The organism is Microbulbifer variabilis (genome assembly GCF_056232115.1).
In genome coordinates this window covers 832,835-850,504 of sequence record NZ_CP174325.1, presented here as the reverse complement: position 1 = coordinate 850,504, position 17,670 = coordinate 832,835, and the positions used below count along the sequence as shown (strand labels likewise).

At 49.9% G+C, this 17,670-nt stretch carries 20 protein-coding genes; 17 read left to right on the top strand and 3 right to left on the bottom strand.

Annotated features, from left to right (window positions below; translation table 11 throughout):
• Nucleotides 1-132 precede the first annotated feature (132 nt).
• From ACJJI7_RS03695 to fnr (ACJJI7_RS03675), 5 genes are all read left to right on the top strand, one after another.
• On the top strand, nucleotides 133-1,239 hold the full coding sequence (locus tag ACJJI7_RS03695) for an enoyl-CoA hydratase/isomerase family protein (RefSeq protein WP_353375643.1): 1,107 nt from the start codon (nucleotides 133-135) through the stop codon (nucleotides 1,237-1,239).
• A gap of 69 nt (nucleotides 1,240-1,308) precedes the next feature.
• The gene (mmsB, locus tag ACJJI7_RS03690) at nucleotides 1,309-2,217 is read left to right on the top strand and encodes a 3-hydroxyisobutyrate dehydrogenase (protein ID WP_282952405.1); all 909 of its coding nucleotides are present in this window, start codon (nucleotides 1,309-1,311) and stop codon (nucleotides 2,215-2,217) included.
• Nucleotides 2,218-2,621: 404 nt separating this feature from the next.
• Nucleotides 2,622-3,320 carry an OmpW/AlkL family protein gene (locus tag ACJJI7_RS03685; protein ID WP_040629129.1) on the top strand — a complete coding sequence of 233 codons (699 nt, stop codon included), beginning with the start codon at nucleotides 2,622-2,624 and terminating at the stop codon, nucleotides 3,318-3,320.
• 121 nt (nucleotides 3,321-3,441) lie between these two features.
• Nucleotides 3,442-4,827 (top strand): oxygen-independent coproporphyrinogen III oxidase, encoded by a 1,386-nt coding sequence (hemN, locus tag ACJJI7_RS03680; protein WP_157533605.1) that lies wholly within the window; start codon nucleotides 3,442-3,444, stop codon nucleotides 4,825-4,827.
• 70 nt (nucleotides 4,828-4,897) lie between these two features.
• On the top strand, nucleotides 4,898-5,626 hold the full coding sequence (gene fnr, locus ACJJI7_RS03675; RefSeq protein ID WP_020414498.1) for a fumarate/nitrate reduction transcriptional regulator Fnr: 729 nt from the start codon (nucleotides 4,898-4,900) through the stop codon (nucleotides 5,624-5,626).
• A gap of 63 nt (nucleotides 5,627-5,689) precedes the next feature.
• On the opposite strand, the gene ACJJI7_RS03670 is transcribed toward fnr (ACJJI7_RS03675), so the two are convergent.
• Nucleotides 5,690-6,712 carry an adenosine deaminase gene (locus ACJJI7_RS03670; RefSeq protein ID WP_444900947.1) on the bottom strand — a complete coding sequence of 341 codons (1,023 nt, stop codon included), beginning with the start codon at nucleotides 6,710-6,712 and terminating at the stop codon, nucleotides 5,690-5,692.
• Between the two features lie 212 nt (nucleotides 6,713-6,924).
• On the opposite strand from ACJJI7_RS03670, the gene ACJJI7_RS03665 reads away from it, so the two are divergent.
• From ACJJI7_RS03665 to fnr (ACJJI7_RS03655), 3 genes are all read left to right on the top strand, one after another.
• Complete coding sequence (locus ACJJI7_RS03665) at nucleotides 6,925-7,326, top strand: SDR family NAD(P)-dependent oxidoreductase (protein ID WP_444900948.1); 402 nt, start codon at nucleotides 6,925-6,927, stop codon at nucleotides 7,324-7,326.
• Entirely contained in the window at nucleotides 7,304-7,609 is a 306-nt protein-coding gene (locus tag ACJJI7_RS03660; protein ID WP_444900949.1) for a Rossmann-fold NAD(P)-binding domain-containing protein, read from the top strand. The genes ACJJI7_RS03665 and ACJJI7_RS03660 overlap by 23 nt, the downstream gene beginning before the upstream one ends.
• 299 nt (nucleotides 7,610-7,908) lie before the next feature.
• Entirely contained in the window at nucleotides 7,909-8,646 is a 738-nt protein-coding gene (gene fnr, locus ACJJI7_RS03655) for a fumarate/nitrate reduction transcriptional regulator Fnr (protein ID WP_282952411.1), read from the top strand.
• 101 nt (nucleotides 8,647-8,747) lie between these two features.
• Here the strand turns inward: fnr (ACJJI7_RS03655) and ACJJI7_RS03650 are convergent, their stop codons facing one another.
• Nucleotides 8,748-9,191 carry a SpoIIAA family protein gene (locus ACJJI7_RS03650; protein ID WP_282952412.1) on the bottom strand — a complete coding sequence of 148 codons (444 nt, stop codon included), beginning with the start codon at nucleotides 9,189-9,191 and terminating at the stop codon, nucleotides 8,748-8,750.
• A 40-nt stretch (nucleotides 9,192-9,231) separates the two neighbouring features.
• The gene (locus ACJJI7_RS03645) at nucleotides 9,232-9,807 is read right to left on the bottom strand and encodes a hemerythrin domain-containing protein (protein WP_020414502.1); all 576 of its coding nucleotides are present in this window, start codon (nucleotides 9,805-9,807) and stop codon (nucleotides 9,232-9,234) included.
• Nucleotides 9,808-10,313: 506 nt separating this feature from the next.
• On the opposite strand from ACJJI7_RS03645, the gene ACJJI7_RS03640 reads away from it, so the two are divergent.
• The 9 genes from ACJJI7_RS03640 to nusB all read left to right on the top strand — a co-directional run bounded on the left by ACJJI7_RS03640 (nucleotide 10,314) and on the right by nusB (nucleotide 17,663).
• Nucleotides 10,314-10,805, top strand: a complete 492-nt coding sequence (locus tag ACJJI7_RS03640) for an outer membrane beta-barrel protein (RefSeq protein ID WP_020414503.1) — start codon at nucleotides 10,314-10,316, stop codon at nucleotides 10,803-10,805.
• Nucleotides 10,806-10,987: 182 nt separating this feature from the next.
• A complete protein-coding gene (locus ACJJI7_RS03635) occupies nucleotides 10,988-11,482 on the top strand; it encodes an outer membrane beta-barrel protein (protein WP_444900950.1) in 495 nt (164 codons plus the stop codon).
• A 219-nt stretch (nucleotides 11,483-11,701) separates the two neighbouring features.
• A complete protein-coding gene (glyA, locus tag ACJJI7_RS03630) occupies nucleotides 11,702-12,970 on the top strand; it encodes a serine hydroxymethyltransferase (protein WP_020414505.1) in 1,269 nt (422 codons plus the stop codon).
• A gap of 170 nt (nucleotides 12,971-13,140) precedes the next feature.
• Complete coding sequence (nrdR, locus tag ACJJI7_RS03625) at nucleotides 13,141-13,608, top strand: transcriptional regulator NrdR (RefSeq protein WP_020414506.1); 468 nt, start codon at nucleotides 13,141-13,143, stop codon at nucleotides 13,606-13,608.
• Nucleotides 13,605-14,750 (top strand): bifunctional diaminohydroxyphosphoribosylaminopyrimidine deaminase/5-amino-6-(5-phosphoribosylamino)uracil reductase RibD, encoded by a 1,146-nt coding sequence (ribD, locus tag ACJJI7_RS03620; RefSeq protein ID WP_444900951.1) that lies wholly within the window; start codon nucleotides 13,605-13,607, stop codon nucleotides 14,748-14,750. Before nrdR ends, ribD begins: the two co-directional genes overlap by 4 nt.
• Entirely contained in the window at nucleotides 14,750-15,412 is a 663-nt protein-coding gene (locus tag ACJJI7_RS03615) for a riboflavin synthase (protein WP_444900952.1), read from the top strand. The genes ribD and ACJJI7_RS03615 overlap by 1 nt, the downstream gene beginning before the upstream one ends.
• A 100-nt stretch (nucleotides 15,413-15,512) precedes the next feature.
• Entirely contained in the window at nucleotides 15,513-16,625 is a 1,113-nt protein-coding gene (gene ribBA, locus ACJJI7_RS03610; RefSeq protein WP_020414509.1) for a bifunctional 3,4-dihydroxy-2-butanone-4-phosphate synthase/GTP cyclohydrolase II, read from the top strand.
• A 58-nt stretch (nucleotides 16,626-16,683) separates the two neighbouring features.
• Nucleotides 16,684-17,154 (top strand): 6,7-dimethyl-8-ribityllumazine synthase, encoded by a 471-nt coding sequence (gene ribH, locus ACJJI7_RS03605; protein WP_020414510.1) that lies wholly within the window; start codon nucleotides 16,684-16,686, stop codon nucleotides 17,152-17,154.
• A 65-nt stretch (nucleotides 17,155-17,219) separates the two neighbouring features.
• Entirely contained in the window at nucleotides 17,220-17,663 is a 444-nt protein-coding gene (gene nusB / locus ACJJI7_RS03600) for a transcription antitermination factor NusB (RefSeq protein WP_282952413.1), read from the top strand.
• Nucleotides 17,664-17,670: the final 7 nt, after the last annotated feature.

Genomic DNA, 17,670 nt, shown 5'->3' with positions numbered 1-17,670 from the left:
TTATCAGTTTGCGTAAAAAGTGCAACTGCACCTTAGTACCTGTCACCGCTGTACTCGCGTGTGGCTGACGTCGAATCTGATATGTGCTTAACTGCGACGCTAACTAGTACAAGAGCAATAAGACGGATAACAATGGATCAGGATTCCCCGGTATTGTTTTCCCGGCGCGGCGCATTGGCGGTCGCGACCCTAAACCTGCCCAAGGCACTGAATGCCTTGAATCTGCAGATGATTGATCTGCTGTCCACCCAGTTGGACGCCTGGGCTGAAGACGATGATATAGCGGCGGTTTGGATTGAGGGCCGTGGCGATAAGGCCCTCTGTGCCGGTGGTGATGTAGTGGCGCTATATCAGCAGTCGACATCTTATGGTGAAGTGCCGGATTATCGCTATACCACTGATTTTTTCTCCCGTGAATATCGTTTGGATTACAAGATACACACTTATGCCAAGCCGATAGTGGTCTGGGGTGGGGGTATTGTGATGGGAGGCGGTATTGGCATTATGGCTGGTGCGAGCCATCGCATTGTGACTGAAACTACGCGAATGGCGATGCCGGAAATTACCATTGGCCTGTTTCCCGATGTGGGGGGGAGCTGGTTCCTTAATCGTATGCCCGGTCGTCTAGGGCTTTTCCTCGGCCTGTCCGGTGCCCAGTTTAATGGTGCCGACGCCCTGTTTGCAGGGATGGCGGACCGAATTATTGCCCAAGACCAGCGTGAGTCGGTTTTACAGTCCCTATCGGTGCTGGATTTTGTTGCGGATTGCACCGTGAATCATCAGCTGGTGGGTGATTGCCTTAAAGGGCTCGAACTATCTCCTCTGCAGCGGCCGGAATCGGCGTTGCGCGAGCATTATGATCAAATTCAACAGCTCACGGATTTCTCGACTCTGCCGGAGGTCTGTGCGGCTGTCACTACGTATCAGGGAGTGGATAAATGGTTACAGCGCGCTGCTGCTACCCTGGCGGGAGGCTCGCCATTAACACCCTGGATAGTGTGGGAGCAGTTGCGCAGGGCACGCCATTTGTCTCTTGCCGATGTTTTCCGTATGGAGTTGAATCTGGCAGTTAATCTTTGCGCTAGCGGACACTTTAAGGAGGGGGTACGTGCCCTGTTGATTGATAAGGATCGCGCACCTAAATGGCAACCGGCATCCCTAGGGGAAATGAATTCTCAGCAAGTGGCAGATTGCTTTGTGGGTCCCTGGGATAGCGATCATCCGTTGATAGATTTGTAGAAAGCCTGTTACAAGCGTCCTGGCCGCTTTATGCCCGGAATATAAACAACAAAACACGGAGTGGCTTTTATGGAAAAAATAGCCTTTTTTGGTCTGGGTAATATGGGTGGCCCTATGGCTGCCAATTTGGCAAAGGCAGGCTTCAGAGTAGCTGCTTTCGATTTAAATTCCGCGGCATTGGTTCAAGCCCATAAGGATGGCTGTATTCCTTGTGATACAGCACTTCAGGCCGCTGAAGGTGCGGATGTTGTGATTTCGATGTTACCCAGTGGTGAGGCTGTCAAAGGGCTCTACCTCGGTGATCAGGGCCTTTTGCAACAACTTCCGGTTGGCACCCTGGTTATCGATTGCTCAACGATATCCGCGGAAGATGCCTCTACTGTGAGTAGCGCTGCGCATGAGCGAGGATTACGTGCGATTGACGCACCTGTCTCCGGTGGGACTGCGGCAGCGGCAGCTGGCTCACTGTGCTTTATGTGCGGTGGCGATGAGGTAGTTGTGAATTCGGCCCGGCCAGTTCTAGAGGCTATGGGAAAGAAAATATTTCATGCGGGTGGGGCTGGTGCGGGGCAGGTAGCCAAAATCTGTAACAATCTGCTGTTGGCGATTCATATGACCGGCACTGCAGAGGCTTTACAGTTGGGTGTGGATAAAGGTTTGGACCCCAGGGTCCTCAGTGAGATTATGCAGGAGAGTTCAGGCAATAATTGGTCGCTCTCCAATTACAACCCCTATCCTGGCGCCATGGAAAATGTACCTTCAGCAAAGGGGTATGCAGGTGGCTTTAGTGTAGCGCTAATGTTGAAAGACCTGGGGCTCGCAATGGATGCGGCCTCCACCAGCGCCTCTTCTACGCCTATGGGAGCGCTGGCCAAAAACCTGTATCAGCTTCACGGGGCGAGTGAAGAAAATCAACAGCTCGACTTCTCCAGTATTCAGAATATGTTCCGCAGGCCCGCTGGAACCCTGACCTGGTAAATTGTGTGTTCAATTGATATAGGTTTTCCGTGCCCAAGCAAGACCCGGGAACTGTATCAAAATGACAGGCGCACCGGTGAGGTATGCCTGTCACCTAACGCTAAAAATTGGTACTGGTTCGCAAAATAGAGAAGAGGTATCAAATAGCTCAGTTGTCACCATTCCTTAGCCGCGCCGCTCTCGCTATCTTCCTCCGCCCGCCTTGGGACTTGCCCTGATTTCAAGCCCGGTTACATGACTGCAGCTGGTGAACTGCTGGTTTTAAATCTACTAAATTCGACAGCTTGATTTGGATCAAGCCCGTTTTTGTAGCCAGGGGTTAACCTTCCTGCGACTTGTGATTGTGCCTGGAGGGGGCCCTTCCTGAGTCGGGAAAAATGCCAAATCGCTATATGGAGAAGTTGATGAATCGTAAAACTGCTTATGCAGCAGCCGCCTTGACCGCCGTACTCTCTGCCCCAGTACTGGCCTACGAAGAGGGTAGCTTTATTTTGCGTGGTGGTATGGCCACTGTAGCGCCCGACACCAGTTCCAGCACACTTTTTGCCAATGGGGATGCTGTCCCGAATACTGGTGTTGATGTGGATAATGGCTCTGCATTGGGCCTGACCGGTGTGTATATGTTCCGCGATCATTGGGGTGTGGAGCTGGTAGCCGCAACTCCTTTCACTCATGAAATTCAAGCTGAAGGCCTCGGAGACACTTTTGAGCTGGGGGAAACCAAGCACTTGCCGCCGACTCTGTTAGTGCAGTGGTACCCGATGGATACTCAGTCCACAATCCAGCCCTACGTTGGTCTCGGTGTGAACTACACCGCTTTCTTCGATGAGGAAATTAGTAGCACTGCAGATGCGAAGTTTGAAGAGCTGCTTAATGCCACTGGGGACGCCAAGCTCTCCCTGGATAACTCTTTCGGCCTGGCTGCAGAAGCTGGCGTCGACTTCGCTTTTGGCGCTGACCAGCGTTGGTTGTTCAATGTTTCCGTGTTCTGGATGGATATCGATACCGATGCCACCGTCAAGGTACCGGGTGTGGGTAATATCACCGCTAAAGTGGATATCGATCCGCTGGTTTATATGGCGGGTCTGGGCTACCGCTTCTAAGGTAGCGACACTCTAGTTTGGGATGGGGCAGTCGCTGCGGTTTTCTTAAAAGGAACTCGGTGGCTGCCTTTTAGTTTGTGCGGGGGGGCTGTCGCAAACGATTGATTGAGGTTGTAGGAATATGATGCAGGAAACCAAAAGTAACATGGGTGGCTTGTCAGAAGAGTTGCTGTCCCGCTATAGCGGGCCCTGCCCCCGTTATACATCCTATCCTACAGCAGACCGGTTCAAACCACTGGATGGCAATATTAGGCCTTGGGAAGCTTTGCAGGATATTCGCAGCCTCTCTCTTTATGTTCATATCCCCTTTTGCCGTTCACTCTGCTATTTCTGCGCTTGCAATAAAGTTATTACCTCTCAATATGGCCTCGCCTCCAGCTACCTTGACAACCTGCTACGAGAAGCTCGCTGGTATCGAGACAAGGTAGCGCAGGTACCGGTAACCCAGTTGCACCTGGGGGGCGGGACTCCCACCTTCCTCAGTGATGGAGATATGCGGCGTTTGATGGAAGGGCTGGGTGAGGTGTTTAACCTCCATCCTGGCGATGGGGTGGAATACAGTATTGAGGCCGATCCACGTACCCTGGAACTGGAGACGCTGGATACCCTGCGGGAACTCGGATTTAACCGCTTGAGCCTGGGAGTCCAGGACTTTGATATCGAAGTGCAGAGATCAATTAACCGTATATGCAGCGCTGACCAGGTTACTGAATTGACAGTTGCGGCGCGCGAACGGGGTTTTGAGTCTATCTCCTATGATTTGATTTACGGCCTGCCAAAACAAAATCTTTACAGCCTGCACAGTACCCTGGATAAAGTATTGGATTTGCAGCCTGACAGAATTGCACTTTATCACTATGCACACCTGCCCCATCGTTTTAAAGCGCAGCGCCTGATCGATACTGACCTTATTCCATCAGCCGCAGAAAAAGTGGCTATGCAATTGGCCGCAGTAGAGCACCTGGGACGCGCTGGATATGAATTCTTGGGTATGGACCATTTTGCTCGCCCGGGAGATGAGCTGGCAAAGGCTTCCCATAGCGGGATGCTGCAAAGAAACTTCCAGGGCTATACCTTGATGCCTGCCGACGCCTTGGTGGGGCTTGGGGCCTCGGCGATTAGCTATAGCCGAGATGGTTTCTGGCAAAACCTGCATCGCTTGAAAGAGTATGCCCAGGCTATAGGAGAGCGGGGTAATGCGTCTTGCAGAGGATGGTTTTTGAGTGAAGAAGACCGTTTGCGCCAGTGGGCTATAACAGAGTTAATGTGCCGTCTGCGCCTGGACAAAAACGAAGCCGGGCGTCGGGTGGGGATTCCTTTTGATGATTATTTTTATGAAGAGCTCCAACGCCTGCAGCCTATGTTTGAGGATGGTCTAATTTACCAGGATAAAAACAATATTACTGTTACTGATCAAGGGCGGTGGTTTGTACGCAATGTGGCTTCAGCTTTCGATATTTATTTACATAATCAGCATACCGATGCGCAATATTCCCGGGTTCTTTAAGTAACTACAGGAGACGATCGCTTTTACAGCGGGTACAATTGCCGCAAATTAGTTTACCGGCTGGTTTAGTATGATTGACTCCTCAGTAGCGGTTAGTTGCGGTAACTGCTCCGTTAAACGTTTATGCCTGCCCGCGGGATTATCTCAAGCGGATATTGATCGACTGGAGCAGGTTACTCGCCGAAAGAAAATAGTAAAAGCAGGGGAGACCCTCTATCGCTCTGGCGACCCTTTTGCCAACCTTTATGCGATTCGCTCCGGTAGTTTTAAAACGGCTGTGATTGCTGCTGATGGTGATACGCAGGTGACTCATTTTGCTTTGCCAGGAGAATTGCTGGGACTTGATGCCTATAGCAGTCGGGTTCATCCGAGCTACGCTGAGGCACTTGAGGACAGTAGTGTCTGCCTGTTGCCGTTCACCCAGTTGGAGTTATTGGCCCATCAGGTGACAGCCCTGCAGCAGCAAATCTACAGTATTTTTTCCGAGGAGCTACGTCAGGAAAACGATATTCTGATGTTACTCGGCAAGCGCTCAGCCGATACTCGCCTGGCGGCTCTACTGATTAATATTTCCAGTCGCTATTCCCGTCGCGGTTATTCCCACAGTGAATTCGTTTTGTCTATGCCAAGAACTGATATAGCGAATTACCTGGGATTGACTGCAGAAACAGTTAGCCGACTTTTTTCACGTTTTCAGCGTGAGAATTTAATTAAAGTGAGTGGTAGGGCGGTGGAGATATTAGATTTGGTTGGGCTCAGTGAATTGGCTGGGACCCATTGCGGTTACGATGAGGATTAATATGAGGGGCAACTGAATATTCGGTTGCCCCTCAAGAATCCCTTAATTGGAACAGAAAATTAATTAAAGCTCTGCGACTGTCTCAATTGAAGCAATTGCTTTCGCCCATTTCTGTTTTTGTGTTTCGGAAATATAACTGGCTTTAAAGCTATTTAGAGCCAGTTGTTTTGCCTGCTCCCTGGTCATCCCCAGACTTTCGCTTAGAGCCAGGTAGTTTCGGTTGACATAGCCGCCGAAATAGGCTGGATCATCGGCATTTACTGTAACGCAGAGCCCTTGATCAAGCAGATTGAGGATCGGATGCTCGCTCATATCATCGTAGACGCAAAGTGCAGTGTTGGACAAGGGGCATACAGTTAGTGGAATTTTTTCTTCTTTAAGGCGATTAATCAAAGCCTTATCCTCCACACAGCGAACCCCATGGTCTATACGGCTAACATCGAGTATATCGAGAGCCTCTTTAATATATTCTGCCGGCCCTTCCTCCCCTGCATGGGCGACACGCTCCAGGCCCAGTTCTTTGGCCATAGCAAAAACATTCTGGAATTTAACTGGTGGGTGGCCAAGTTCTGAGGAGTCCAAGCCAACCCCCTTAATGAAATCGAGGTAAGGTTTGGCTGCTTCCAGGGTTGTGATAGCTTCCTCCTCACTCAGGTGGCGAAGAAAGCAGAGAATCAGATGACTGCTTATACCCCATTCATTTTCCGCATCCTTGAGGGCACTGTGGATTCCACGAATGACCACGCCGATATCGATCCCCCTTTCTGTGTGGGTTTGTGGATCAAAAAAAATCTCTGTGTGTACAACATTATCCTCCTGACAGCGCTCGAGGTAAGCCATTGTCAGGTCATAAAAGTCACGCTCATGAATCAGGACTGAGGCACCCTGGTAATAAATATCCAGAAAGGACTGCAGGTTATGGAATTTATAGGCAGCCCTGATTTCCTCAACACTATTGAATGGGATTTCAATATTGTTCCGTTTGCTCAATTCAAACATGAGTTCTGGCTCCAGGGAGCCTTCAATGTGCAGGTGAAGCTCTGCCTTGGGCAGGGCTTTAATAAAATCTGGATCAGCGATGCTCATAGAAATAACTTTACCTGGGCAGGGATTTGGGACATGGACCATAAGGCATGCCGTTTCAATTGCGGCTAATGGTATCAGCTTCTCACTGGTAGCTGAAAAGTGGAGCAGTGGTCTCTGTTTATTTACAAGGTAAACGAATCGGTTTACTTTTTTGGTATACCATAAAATACACTGGTTGGTTTACATTTGTATTAAATTCTAGGAATCGATAAATGGGAAAGGTTACTTTGAATAGTGGGACATCTACCGGGTTGGGTTTCAATCTGGCTCTGCAACTGTCCGCGCAGGAATGTATCGTTTATACAACCATGAGTAACCTCACCAAGGCAGGCTTCCTGAAAGAGAGGACTGGAAATAGAGGGAGTCTCAGGGTCTTGGCACTGGATGTTCTGAGCATCGAGGGCGTGCAGCGCTGTGTTGAGACTGTTGTCAGGGAGCAGGGCCGGATTGATAACCTGGTCACTAATACTGGCGCTGGGTCTGTCAAAACGACTGAAATGGCCAGTGACGAGGAGACCCCAACGGATAATGGATGTGAATTACCTTGGGTAGTACCCAGTACCAAGGCGGTTCTATCTTATAAGTGCTGTAGTGCCAGGTGGTATCCACTCTGAATTTGCCAATAGTATCCTCTCGCAGTTGGAGCTGGATGAAGGAATGCCGGAAGGGGGCTATGGGGGGGAATTCGAGCCGTACTTCTCCCGTATCCACAAGCGGACTCCAGAACAAACTGCAAGGCGTTACCAGAGCGCTGACCAAGTTGCACAGGTGGTTTTGGAGATCATAGAGAGTAAGAAGGCACCGGTGCGTATTCGCACCTCTGCATGGGCAGAAGAGTTTTGTAAGCTCAAAACCGAAATAGATCCAACAGGGAAAAACAGCAAGGGATGGTTGTGAATAGCATGCCATGCTGTCTGGCTGGTCATCAGTTCACTGAAAGTGGTAGTTCTAGTAGCGGGTTTTTTATTAAACGACAGAAAGGCTAAGCATACAGAAAAGATATTAGTGGTCAGCCGTGATTCTTTTGTGTAAAAAATAATTCTTAAATTTTTACACGCTATTTTTAAGGAAATTGAACGCTTGACTGAATGTCCGATAGGAAATTTTTTTCACTTTTTGTTTTTTGAAATTCAGCTAAAGACGCTTGTTGGAGGAGTGGGTACAATTGCCGCAAATTGTTAACCGGTCGCTTAGGCATGATAGATTCATCAGTGGCGGTAAGTTGCAGTAACTGCTCAGTCAGGCGTCTATGCCTTCCTGCTGGCTTGTCTCAGACGGATATTGATCGACTGGAAAAAGTCACCCGCAGGAAAAAAATCGTCAAAGCTGGTGAGGCTTTGTTCCGGTCAGGCGATCCATTTAAAAATCTTTACGCAATCCGTTCCGGTAGTTTTAAAAGTGTCGTAATAGCCTCAGATGGGGATACCCAAGTCACCCATTTTGCTCTTCCTGGAGAGTTGCTTGGTCTTGATGCCTACAGTAAGCGTCTTCACTCCAGTTATGCTGAAGCTTTGGAGGATAGTAGTGTTTGTCTTTTACCGTTTGCGCAATTGGAAGTACTCGCGCAACAAGTTCCGGCATTACAGCAACAAATCTACAGTATTTTTTCCGAGGAGTTACGTCAGGAAAATGATATTTTGATGCTGTTGGGTAAACGCTCGGCGGATACGCGTCTAGCTGCTTTACTGATCAACATATCCAGTCGTTATGCCAGTCGTGGATATTCTCACAGCGAATTCATCCTCTCCATGCCGCGGACAGATATTGCCAATTACCTCGGTCTTACCGCTGAAACAGTCAGCCGGATTTTTTCTCGCTTCCAGAAAGAAGGGCTGATTAAGGCGGATGGCAGAGTTGTAAAAATTGTGGATTTACTTGGGCTTAGTGAAGTAGCCGGAACTCATTGTGGCTTTGATAATGAAAATGTAGAGTAGTTATTCCTAGAGGGTTGGGTCACTTTTTCATGCACGAGGTGGATAGTTAAAATTAGTGACAAAAAAAGGGGGGCGAAAACGCCCCCTTAATCCACTACTTATCAGGAGTGTGTGGAGAAAGCTAAATCTTCCCTGGCCTCACTTTTTTCAACTTTTTCTTCTGTTGCCTGTGACAGCCAATCCATGGCCTTGTGCTGCTCCTCGAAGTAGCGCACTTCACCACTCATAAACCATCCTCCTACTTTGGTGGCGATTTCCTGCCACTCTTCATCCCCAAGTACGGCGATCCGGGAGAATTCATTGCCGTGTTTTAATGCCAGTTGGAATTCGTCCCAAATTGCATGTAATCCCCACCCCTCGAAATCCCTGAGGTCAATTAGCATTTGTACTTGTGGGCTTTTTACGCCTTCGAGGGCGTACTCAAGTAATGGCGTAATATGCTCATAATCTTCATGGGTCAACTGGCCAATTGCCTTGATATAGAGAAAGAAATCATTATCAATACGCTCCATGCCAATTGAAATGCCGTGGCGTTTAGTTTTCATGCTTCCTCCTTTGATTCATTAGTAGTAATTTTTTTACACCTCAAGCGAGGGCTTTCTCTGCGGTTTCTGGTTGTACCAGGTAGTTACGCAAAGATTCGTAGATTTTTTTTGCATTCTCATCAAAAAGCGGGTCTTTGATTTCCGCGACTTGTTTGTTTATCTGCTTCCAATCTTCAGCGTCTAGGTATTGTTCTATCTGGGGAAAAATCGCTGAATTCTCCAGGCTGATATGGCTGCGCTGAAGTTGTAAATAGTTGTTACTGGCGCCCTGTAATACTCTTCGCTCTACCATCGCATCATTCGCAACAGCATAAAATAGTGCGCACATATGTTTGGTTGCAGCTGCAATTTGCTCGTGTTGCATTTGTGCCTCATAGATGGCATCCCGCCCATGTATTGGTTTGGTCAGGAGACGGGCAAGTATCAAGTCCTCAACTGGATGGTGGTATTTATCTGGGTAGACCGAAAAATAATCCAGCGCATCAAGTATTAACGTCAATGTGTTGGGGTCGCGGTCGCTGCGTCCAAATAGATCCAGCAATAACTGCTCAAAAGCGTTGAGCATTTGCTGCATATGTTTGTGGTCACAGCACAGTTGCCGATAGATGGTATTCATCCCAGACCTCCGCGATCAGTTTCTGGCTATATTGTTGCTGGGATGAGCAAGCGAGAGTTGATTTGGATCAAGTGAGGAAAAGTTTGTAGGATGAAGAGAGGAATATAATGCAATATACCTATTCTTTTACTGCTTCCCCCGCTCCTTATGTGTAATGATTGAAAGCAATATTAATTTGGAACATTGTTTTTGTCGGTTAAATCTACTGGTTAGTCAGTCATTGGTATTATTTTGAATAATATTGATGGATATTAATTTGACCGTTTACTAATCCACGCCTACTTTCAATTCAAATCCGCTCTTTTCTTTTGCGCTAATCTTCGACTGATTGCTCTTCATAAGAATTTGAATAGATATTTTATGTTTTTCATGAGTATGACTATTTATTTCATGCCGCTTGTATTGATCTAAGTGACATATAGTTATAGATATTTGGATGGTGGACAGGATAAGAGTGGTTATTTCACTATTAATTAGTTAAGCGTTTGGCAAATTTGGGAATATCCATGGAAAAAATTACAAAATTTATAGTCGCCGGTATTCTTTCACTATTGTCTTCTGCGGCATTATCGGAAGGGGGTTATTGGGGGGCTGCTGTCGGGACAATGAATTTTGACTTCAAGGGGGTTGATAATCCCACGGGGGTTGGATTGAGAACTGGCTACTCCCTGGTATCGGGCTGGGGAGTTGAAGTTGAATATATTGGCTCCTTGATAAGTGGTGAGGTAGAAGTCCTTGGGGAAGAAGTGGATGTGGATATGTATAGTCTGGCTGGCTATGCAACTTATCGAACACTTGGTGATATCTACTTCAAAGGGCGTTTGGGGCTGCTATATGAGGATGTCACCGTGGGCAGTGATAACAGTGACGATTTTGGTATTACTGCTGGGGCAGGTATTGGATTTCTTCTTGGTGCCAGTAGTAATTTTGAGCTGGAGTACACCATCCTCGAAAAAGATGTAGGATTTTTGTCCGGGGCTTTTAGTTATCGCTTTTAATTTTTCAACAGGTGACATTGTAGCGAGGCCTAATTTTACATTTGGCGCCCGCGTCTTAAGTACTTCTAGTGATTTTTCTATTTCACACTTGGCTTTTTATAGTGCGTTTAAGTAAGTGCTTGCATACATTGCATGCCCCCCTATAATCCGCCCGTTTTTATATCTTCAGAGGTAGGGGGAAGATGATGCGTTTTAATTTTAAGGATTTGGCTGTAGCTGCGGCTTTGGTTTGTTCAGCGACTACACAGGCAGAAGGTGCATATGTCGGTGGTGTTTTCGGTGTGATGAATACTGATGCCAGTGGAGATAGTCCCCTTAATGCCGGTATCCGCGCTGGTTACACCTCGAACTCAGGCTGGGGAATTGAAGTTGAGCTTACTGACTCTCTGGTTGAGGGTGAGTATGACTATTACTGGGGAGATGAGAACTACTCCCTCGCCACGCAGGCGCTATATGCTACTTATCGCACGCAAGGTGATATTTACATGAAAGGGCGTCTGGGTTATCTCCATGAGGAACTGGATGTAGACTACTTTGGTGAGTATTCCGACAGCGGTGCCTCTGCTGGTATCGGAGCTGGTTTCAAGCTGTCAGAGAAAGTCATCTTTGAAACTGAGTACACTTTTATTGAGGCGGATGTGGATTATTGGTCTGGCTCCCTGATTGTGAGGTTCTAAGCCGATATGGCTAAAAGAAAACGCGGCCAAATGGCCGCGTTTTCGTTTTTGCGCAATCCCTTTGCCCTTGGTGTACAATGCGCGCCTTTCTAAAATGCTCAGGATTCTTTGAGTAGTCCATGTGGCCCGATTGGCGCCAGAAGCCAAGCTGTAAGACCTGAGCAAAGTGGTACCGAGCTACACAAAACTCTACTCAGCCCGCATTACCGAGGGAACACCATGTTTGATTCATCAGTCACACTCGCTTCTTACGATCCCGAAATCTGGGAAGCCATTCGGGAAGAAGACTCTCGCCAGGAAGATCATATCGAGCTGATCGCCTCCGAGAACTACACTAGCCCGCAAGTCATGGAAGCCCAGGGCAGCAGCCTGACCAATAAATACGCAGAGGGTTATCCGGGTAAGCGTTACTACGGTGGCTGTGAGTATGTGGATAAGGTGGAAACTTTGGCGATTGAGCGCGCCAAAGAGCTTTTCGGTGCCGATTATGCCAATGTGCAGCCTCACTCCGGCTCTCAAGCTAACTCTGCGGTTTACCAGGCGTTATGCGCGCCAGGAGACACCGTTTTAGGAATGAGTCTGGCCCATGGTGGTCACCTGACTCATGGTGCTCGAGTCAACTTCTCAGGCAAGATTTACAACGCGGTCCAATACGGGTTGAACCCGGAAACTGGCGAAGTTGATTATGAGGAAGTGGAGCGTTTGGCTCTCGAGCACAAGCCTAAGATGATTGTTGCCGGCTTCTCTGCATACAGCCGTGTAATGGATTGGGCGCGTTTTCGTGAGATTGCAGATAAGGTTGGTGCTTACCTGTTTGTCGATATGGCACACGTTGCTGGCCTGGTTGCTGCTGGAGAGTACCCTTCGCCGATTCCCCATGCGGATGTAGTAACCTCTACGACTCACAAAACCCTACGCGGTCCACGCGGAGGCATTATCCTGGCGCGCGCCAATGAAGAAATTGAGAAGAAGCTGAATTCTGCCGTATTCCCCGGTGGTCAGGGTGGCCCGCTGATGCACGTTATTGCAGCCAAAGCGGTTTCTTTTAAAGAAGCGATGAGCCCTGAATACAAGGCTTACCAGAAGAAGGTGGTAGAGAATGCTCGCGCAATGGCGGAGACCTTCCTGGATCGTGGTATCAATATCGTTTCCGGTGGTACCGATGACCACTTGATGCTAGTGGACCTGATTGGTAAAGAATACACTGGTAAAGATGCTGATGAGGCCCTGGGTAATGCAAACATTACGGTGAACAAGAACGCAGTCCCCAATGACCCGCGCTCTCCATTTATCACCAGCGGCCTGCGTGTTGGGACCCCGGCGATTACTACCCGTGGCTTCGGTGTGAAGGAAACCCAGCAACTGACTCATTGGATTTGTGACATTCTCGATGCCTTGGAAAAGGGTGATGCAGAGTCCACTATTACCGAAGTGAAGCAGAAGGTTCTTGAAATCTGTGCGCAATTTCCTGTGTACAAGAAGGCCTGATAGCTCTTCCAGTTAAAAAAGCGGCTTGTTGGCCGCTTTTTTTATGGAAGTACATGCCCGTTCTTAACCTGTCTGGCCGACTGCACCGGTGCGGTGCGTCGCGCAGACACACAGTGCAACGGCTGTGGTAAACTGCGGCCCATTTTCCACTCCCCTGGGGACGATCCCACATGCACTGTCCGTTCTGCAGCGCAGAAGAAACCAAAGTAGTCGATTCCCGCTTGGTGGCCGAGGGCGACCAAGTGCGCCGCCGGCGCGAATGCCTTGAGTGTCACGAGCGTTTTACCACTTTTGAAACAGCGGAATTACTTCTGCCGCGGGTAATCAAACAAAACGGTCAACGCGAACCGTTTAACGAGGATAAGCTGCGTGCGGGTATTCAGCGTGCGGTGGAAAAGCGCCCGGTCAGCACTGAGCGGGTAGAATCTGCAGTATCTCAAATCAAGCATGCTTTGCAGGCGACTGGTGAGCGCGAACTGCCGGCGCGCGCTATTGGTGAACTGGTTATGGAGCAGCTGCGGGAATTGGACCAGGTGGCCTATGTGCGATTTGCTTCGGTCTATCGGCGCTTTGAGGATGTCAGTGACTTCAGTGAAGAGATTGAGCGCCTGACCAGTAAGGAAACCCAACGGAAATGATTCAAGTGGCTGTAAATACACCCCAATCCCTGATGGCCCGAGCTATTCAACTGGCGGAGCGTGGGCTGTATACCACTATGCCCAACCCCCGTGTGGGTTGTGTGATCACCGATAGTAAGGGTGTTGTTGTCGGCGAGGGCTGGCATCAACGTGCTGGTGAGCCCCATGCAGAAATTGAAGCCCTGCGCGATGCAGGAGAGCGAGCCCGGGGTGCTACGGTCTATGTGACCTTGGAGCCCTGTAGCCATACTGGTCGCACTGGCCCTTGTACAGAGGCCTTGATCGAAGCTGGTGTCTCTCGTGTGATATACGGAATGCAGGATCCTAACCCCAGGGTGGGTGGCAAGGGGCTACAAAAACTACGCGATGCCAATATAGAAGTGGAGGGGCCTCTTTTAGAGGATCAGTGCCGCGCGCTCAATCCGGGTTTTATCAAGCGGATGACTTTGGGGCTTCCTCTCGTGCGCAGTAAATCTGCGATGAGCCTGGATGGACGTACGGCGATGGCCAGTGGTGAGTCCAAGTGGGTGTCCGGACCTGCGGCGCGTGCCGATGTACAGCGTTTACGGGCACGCAGTTGCGCAATTGTGACCGGTGTAGAAACAGTGCGATTCGACAACCCAAACCTAAATGTGCGCGCCGATGAAATGGCCCTTGAGCTGCTCGTTGCTGAACAGGCAGCTGAGGTACAGCCACTGCGGGTGATTGTTGATAGCCAGCTGCGCACCCCGGCAAAAGCCTTTATTTTACAGGGCGATGCCCCCACACTGGTGTGCACCACCGAGCGTGCGGACCCGGAGCGTCGCGAGCGCCTGGAACGGGCAGGTGCTGAAGTCATCATTCTGCCACAGGACAAAGAGGGGAGGGTGGACCTGCTCGCTCTGCTCGAGGAGCTGGCGCGACGCCAATGTAATGAGATCCTGGTGGAGAGTGGTGCGACCCTCTCCGGTGAGTTCCTGTATCGCGGCCATGTAGATGAGCTGATAGTCTATTTGGCTCCCAAGCTGCTCGGCAGCACGGCGCGGCCGCTATTCGAGCTGCCAATTGAGCGTATGGGCTCGGTGCTGCCGATCACGATCACTGATATGCGCGCCGTCGGTCACGACTGGCGTATCACTGCAACTACCGATATTGAGCGCTGATGTTTACCGGAATTATTGAAGCTGTGGGTGAAATCGCCGAGCTGCAGCCCCAAGGGGGAGATCTGCGTGTGCGCGTCAGGAGTGGCAAGCTGGATCTTACCGATGTCGGGCTTGGGGACAGTATCGCAACCAATGGCGTATGCCTGACAGTAGTGGATCTGCCTGGCGATGGCTACTGGGCGGATGTCTCTGCAGAGACACTCGACGTCACCAGTGTCAGTAGCTGGAAAAAAGGCGATCGAGCTAACCTGGAGAAAGCTCTCACCCCGCAAACCCGCCTTGGTGGGCATATTGTCAGTGGCCATGTGGATGGCATTGGTGAGGTTGTGTGGCGCAAATCCGAGGCCCGGGCCGAGCGCTTTCGTTTGCGCGCGCCGGAAAATCTGGCCCGCTATATTGCGCACAAAGGGTCGATCACTGTTGACGGCACCAGCCTCACAGTCAACGCGGTGGATGGTGCAGAGTTTGAGCTGACGATTGTGCCGCATACGCTGCAGGAAACCATTATGGGAAGCTACAGGGCAGGTACCCGGGTCAACCTCGAGGTAGATCTTATTGCACGTTATCTGGAGCGCTTGTTACTCGGTGATAAAGCAGCCAAATCCAGCGATGAGGGTATGACTCTTGAGTTTCTCGCCCAGCATGGGTTTTACAAGCGCTAGCCGGTTTCATCCCGGCATGCCGCGCCAGTGAGGGCGGGTGGGAGTGAATAGCAGGGATCGCCGCTCAATTAGCAATTGATAAATTTATCCAGAGTTAACAATGGAATTAAATACGGTTGAAGAACTGATCGATGATATCCGCCAGGGCAAAATGGTGATCCTGATGGATGATGAAGATCGTGAGAATGAAGGTGACCTGGTGATGGCGGCGGAGCAGGTACGCGCCGAAGACATCAATTTTATGGCTACCCATGCCCGCGGACTGATTTGTATGCCCATGTCCAAGGAGCGCTGTGAGCAACTGGACCTGCCGCTGATGTCGCGGGAAAACGGTGCCCAGTTCAGTACAAACTTCACCGTATCTATTGAGGCTGCTGAGGGGGTTACTACCGGTATTTCTGCTGCAGATCGAGCGCGCACCGTACGCGCCGCAGTGGGCAGGAATGCCAAGCCCAGTGATATCGTACAACCCGGCCATATTTTCCCGATTATGGCCCAGCCTGGTGGCGTATTGAGCCGCGCCGGCCATACCGAGGCAGGCTGCGATCTGGCGCGTCTGGCGGGTTTTGAGGCCGCCGCTGTGATCGTTGAGATCATGAATGAAGACGGCACTATGTCGCGCCGCCCGGATCTGGAAAAGTTTGCTAAGGAACACGATCTCAAGATCGGTACTATCGCCGACCTGATTACCTATCGCGCTTTGAATGAAAAGACCGTTGAGTGTGTTAATGAGCGCAAAGTGCGTACCGAATTCGGTGAATTCAAATTGCGCACCTATCTCGATAAAGCACGACGGGAGAGACATTTCGCATTTATTAAAGGGGATCCCACTCCGGAAGAGCCGACTCTGGTGCGGGTGCATGTGGGCAATACACTGCGTGATGTACTCACAATTCGCCGAGGCGACGAAAAATTTGTCCCCTGGACTTTCCGCCGCGCAATGCAGCGTATTGAGAAAGAAGGTAAAGGCGTTGTGGTGCTTATCTGCCACAACGAAACCACCGAAGAGATTGAGGAAAGTATCGACTGGCTGATCAGCGGCAAGCAGCAGCGCCCCAGCCAGGACCTGGTCTACAAGCAGGTGGGCACAGGTTCTCAGATACTGCGTGACCTCAAGGTACGCAAGATGCGCCTGATGAGTGCACCGTTTAAGTTCAGTGCCATTTCCGGATTTGAATTGGAAGTGGAAGAGTATCTGAACGCCGAAGAGTAAATAGAGCTGTAACGTCGACAAGTACCGGCGTTATAGAAAGAAATATGGACTGGAAATTATGAATAATATTCAAGTGATCGAAGGGGATTTTGTCGGCAGCACTGGCAAGTATGCGCTGTTGGTCAGTCGCTGGAATAGTTTTGTCGTTGAGAGCCTGAAAGATGGTGCACTGGATACCCTGCGTCGCAAGGGCATCAAGGATGAAGATATCACTATCTACTATGCGCCGGGTGCTTTCGAATTCCCATTGGCCGCTCAAAAATTGGCTGAGACTAAGAAGTTCGATGCCATTATTGCCCTGGGAGCGGTGATTCGTGGCGGCACCCCACATTTTGAATATGTGGCTGGCGAGTGCACCAAGGGCCTGGCCCAGGTATCACTGAATACCGGTATCCCGGTAACTTTTGGTGTGCTTACCGTGGACTCTATCGAACAGGCGATTGAGCGATCCGGCACCAAGGCTGGTAACAAGGGTTGTGAGGCTGCCGAGACGGCTCTGGAAATGGTTTCCCTGCTCGGCAAAATTTAAATTGCCGAAGTGCCGGCCTATTTTGCCGGCACCCCCATTCTGTGAAGTATCTACCGGAAAAAACAATGACCGTAACTGCATCCGCTCGCCGCAAGGCGCGTCACTACGCCATGCAGGCGCTCTACCAGTGGCAGATTGCCGGCGCCAGCCTTAATACGATTGAAGCTGAGTTTCATGCTGACAACGATATGAGCAAGACCGACGTGGAATATTTCCGCGATATTTTCCACGGTGTTGCCAAGAATCTGGACGAAGTTGAGAGTGCTTTCACTCCGCACCTGGACCGTAAAGTGGATGAGCTCGACCCAGTTTCCAGAGCCCTTCTGCGTATGTCCACCTACGAATTAAAAAATCGTATTGATGTGCCCTACAAAGTTGTCATTAACGAAGCTGTAGCTTTGGCGAAAAAATTTGGTCCTACCGATGCCTTCAAATTCATTAACGGCATCCTGGATAAAACAGCTGCGGATCTGCGTGCGCCAGAAGTGGCGGCGGACAAGAAAGCCTGAAGCAGAA

What these genes read in the sequence shown, in the direction of transcription:
- ACJJI7_RS03695 (WP_353375643.1), top strand. Translation starts at nt 133, where the DNA reads ATGGATCAGGATTCCCCGGTATTGTTTTCCCGGCGCGGCGCATTGGCG.
- mmsB (WP_282952405.1), top strand. Translation starts at nt 1,309, where the DNA reads ATGGAAAAAATAGCCTTTTTTGGTCTGGGTAATATGGGTGGCCCTATG.
- ACJJI7_RS03685 (WP_040629129.1), top strand. Translation starts at nt 2,622, where the DNA reads ATGAATCGTAAAACTGCTTATGCAGCAGCCGCCTTGACCGCCGTACTC.
- hemN (WP_157533605.1), top strand. Translation starts at nt 3,442, where the DNA reads ATGATGCAGGAAACCAAAAGTAACATGGGTGGCTTGTCAGAAGAGTTG.
- fnr (WP_020414498.1), top strand. Translation starts at nt 4,898, where the DNA reads ATGATTGACTCCTCAGTAGCGGTTAGTTGCGGTAACTGCTCCGTTAAA.
- ACJJI7_RS03670 (WP_444900947.1), bottom strand. Translation starts at nt 6,712, where the DNA reads ATGAGCATCGCTGATCCAGATTTTATTAAAGCCCTGCCCAAGGCAGAG.
- ACJJI7_RS03665 (WP_444900948.1), top strand. Translation starts at nt 6,925, where the DNA reads ATGGGAAAGGTTACTTTGAATAGTGGGACATCTACCGGGTTGGGTTTC.
- fnr (WP_282952411.1), top strand. Translation starts at nt 7,909, where the DNA reads ATGATAGATTCATCAGTGGCGGTAAGTTGCAGTAACTGCTCAGTCAGG.
- ACJJI7_RS03650 (WP_282952412.1), bottom strand. Translation starts at nt 9,191, where the DNA reads ATGAAAACTAAACGCCACGGCATTTCAATTGGCATGGAGCGTATTGAT.
- ACJJI7_RS03645 (WP_020414502.1), bottom strand. Translation starts at nt 9,807, where the DNA reads ATGAATACCATCTATCGGCAACTGTGCTGTGACCACAAACATATGCAG.
- ACJJI7_RS03640 (WP_020414503.1), top strand. Translation starts at nt 10,314, where the DNA reads ATGGAAAAAATTACAAAATTTATAGTCGCCGGTATTCTTTCACTATTG.
- ACJJI7_RS03635 (WP_444900950.1), top strand. Translation starts at nt 10,988, where the DNA reads ATGATGCGTTTTAATTTTAAGGATTTGGCTGTAGCTGCGGCTTTGGTT.
- glyA (WP_020414505.1), top strand. Translation starts at nt 11,702, where the DNA reads ATGTTTGATTCATCAGTCACACTCGCTTCTTACGATCCCGAAATCTGG.
- nrdR (WP_020414506.1), top strand. Translation starts at nt 13,141, where the DNA reads ATGCACTGTCCGTTCTGCAGCGCAGAAGAAACCAAAGTAGTCGATTCC.
- ribD (WP_444900951.1), top strand. Translation starts at nt 13,605, where the DNA reads ATGATTCAAGTGGCTGTAAATACACCCCAATCCCTGATGGCCCGAGCT.
- ACJJI7_RS03615 (WP_444900952.1), top strand. Translation starts at nt 14,750, where the DNA reads ATGTTTACCGGAATTATTGAAGCTGTGGGTGAAATCGCCGAGCTGCAG.
- ribBA (WP_020414509.1), top strand. Translation starts at nt 15,513, where the DNA reads ATGGAATTAAATACGGTTGAAGAACTGATCGATGATATCCGCCAGGGC.
- ribH (WP_020414510.1), top strand. Translation starts at nt 16,684, where the DNA reads ATGAATAATATTCAAGTGATCGAAGGGGATTTTGTCGGCAGCACTGGC.
- nusB (WP_282952413.1), top strand. Translation starts at nt 17,220, where the DNA reads ATGACCGTAACTGCATCCGCTCGCCGCAAGGCGCGTCACTACGCCATG.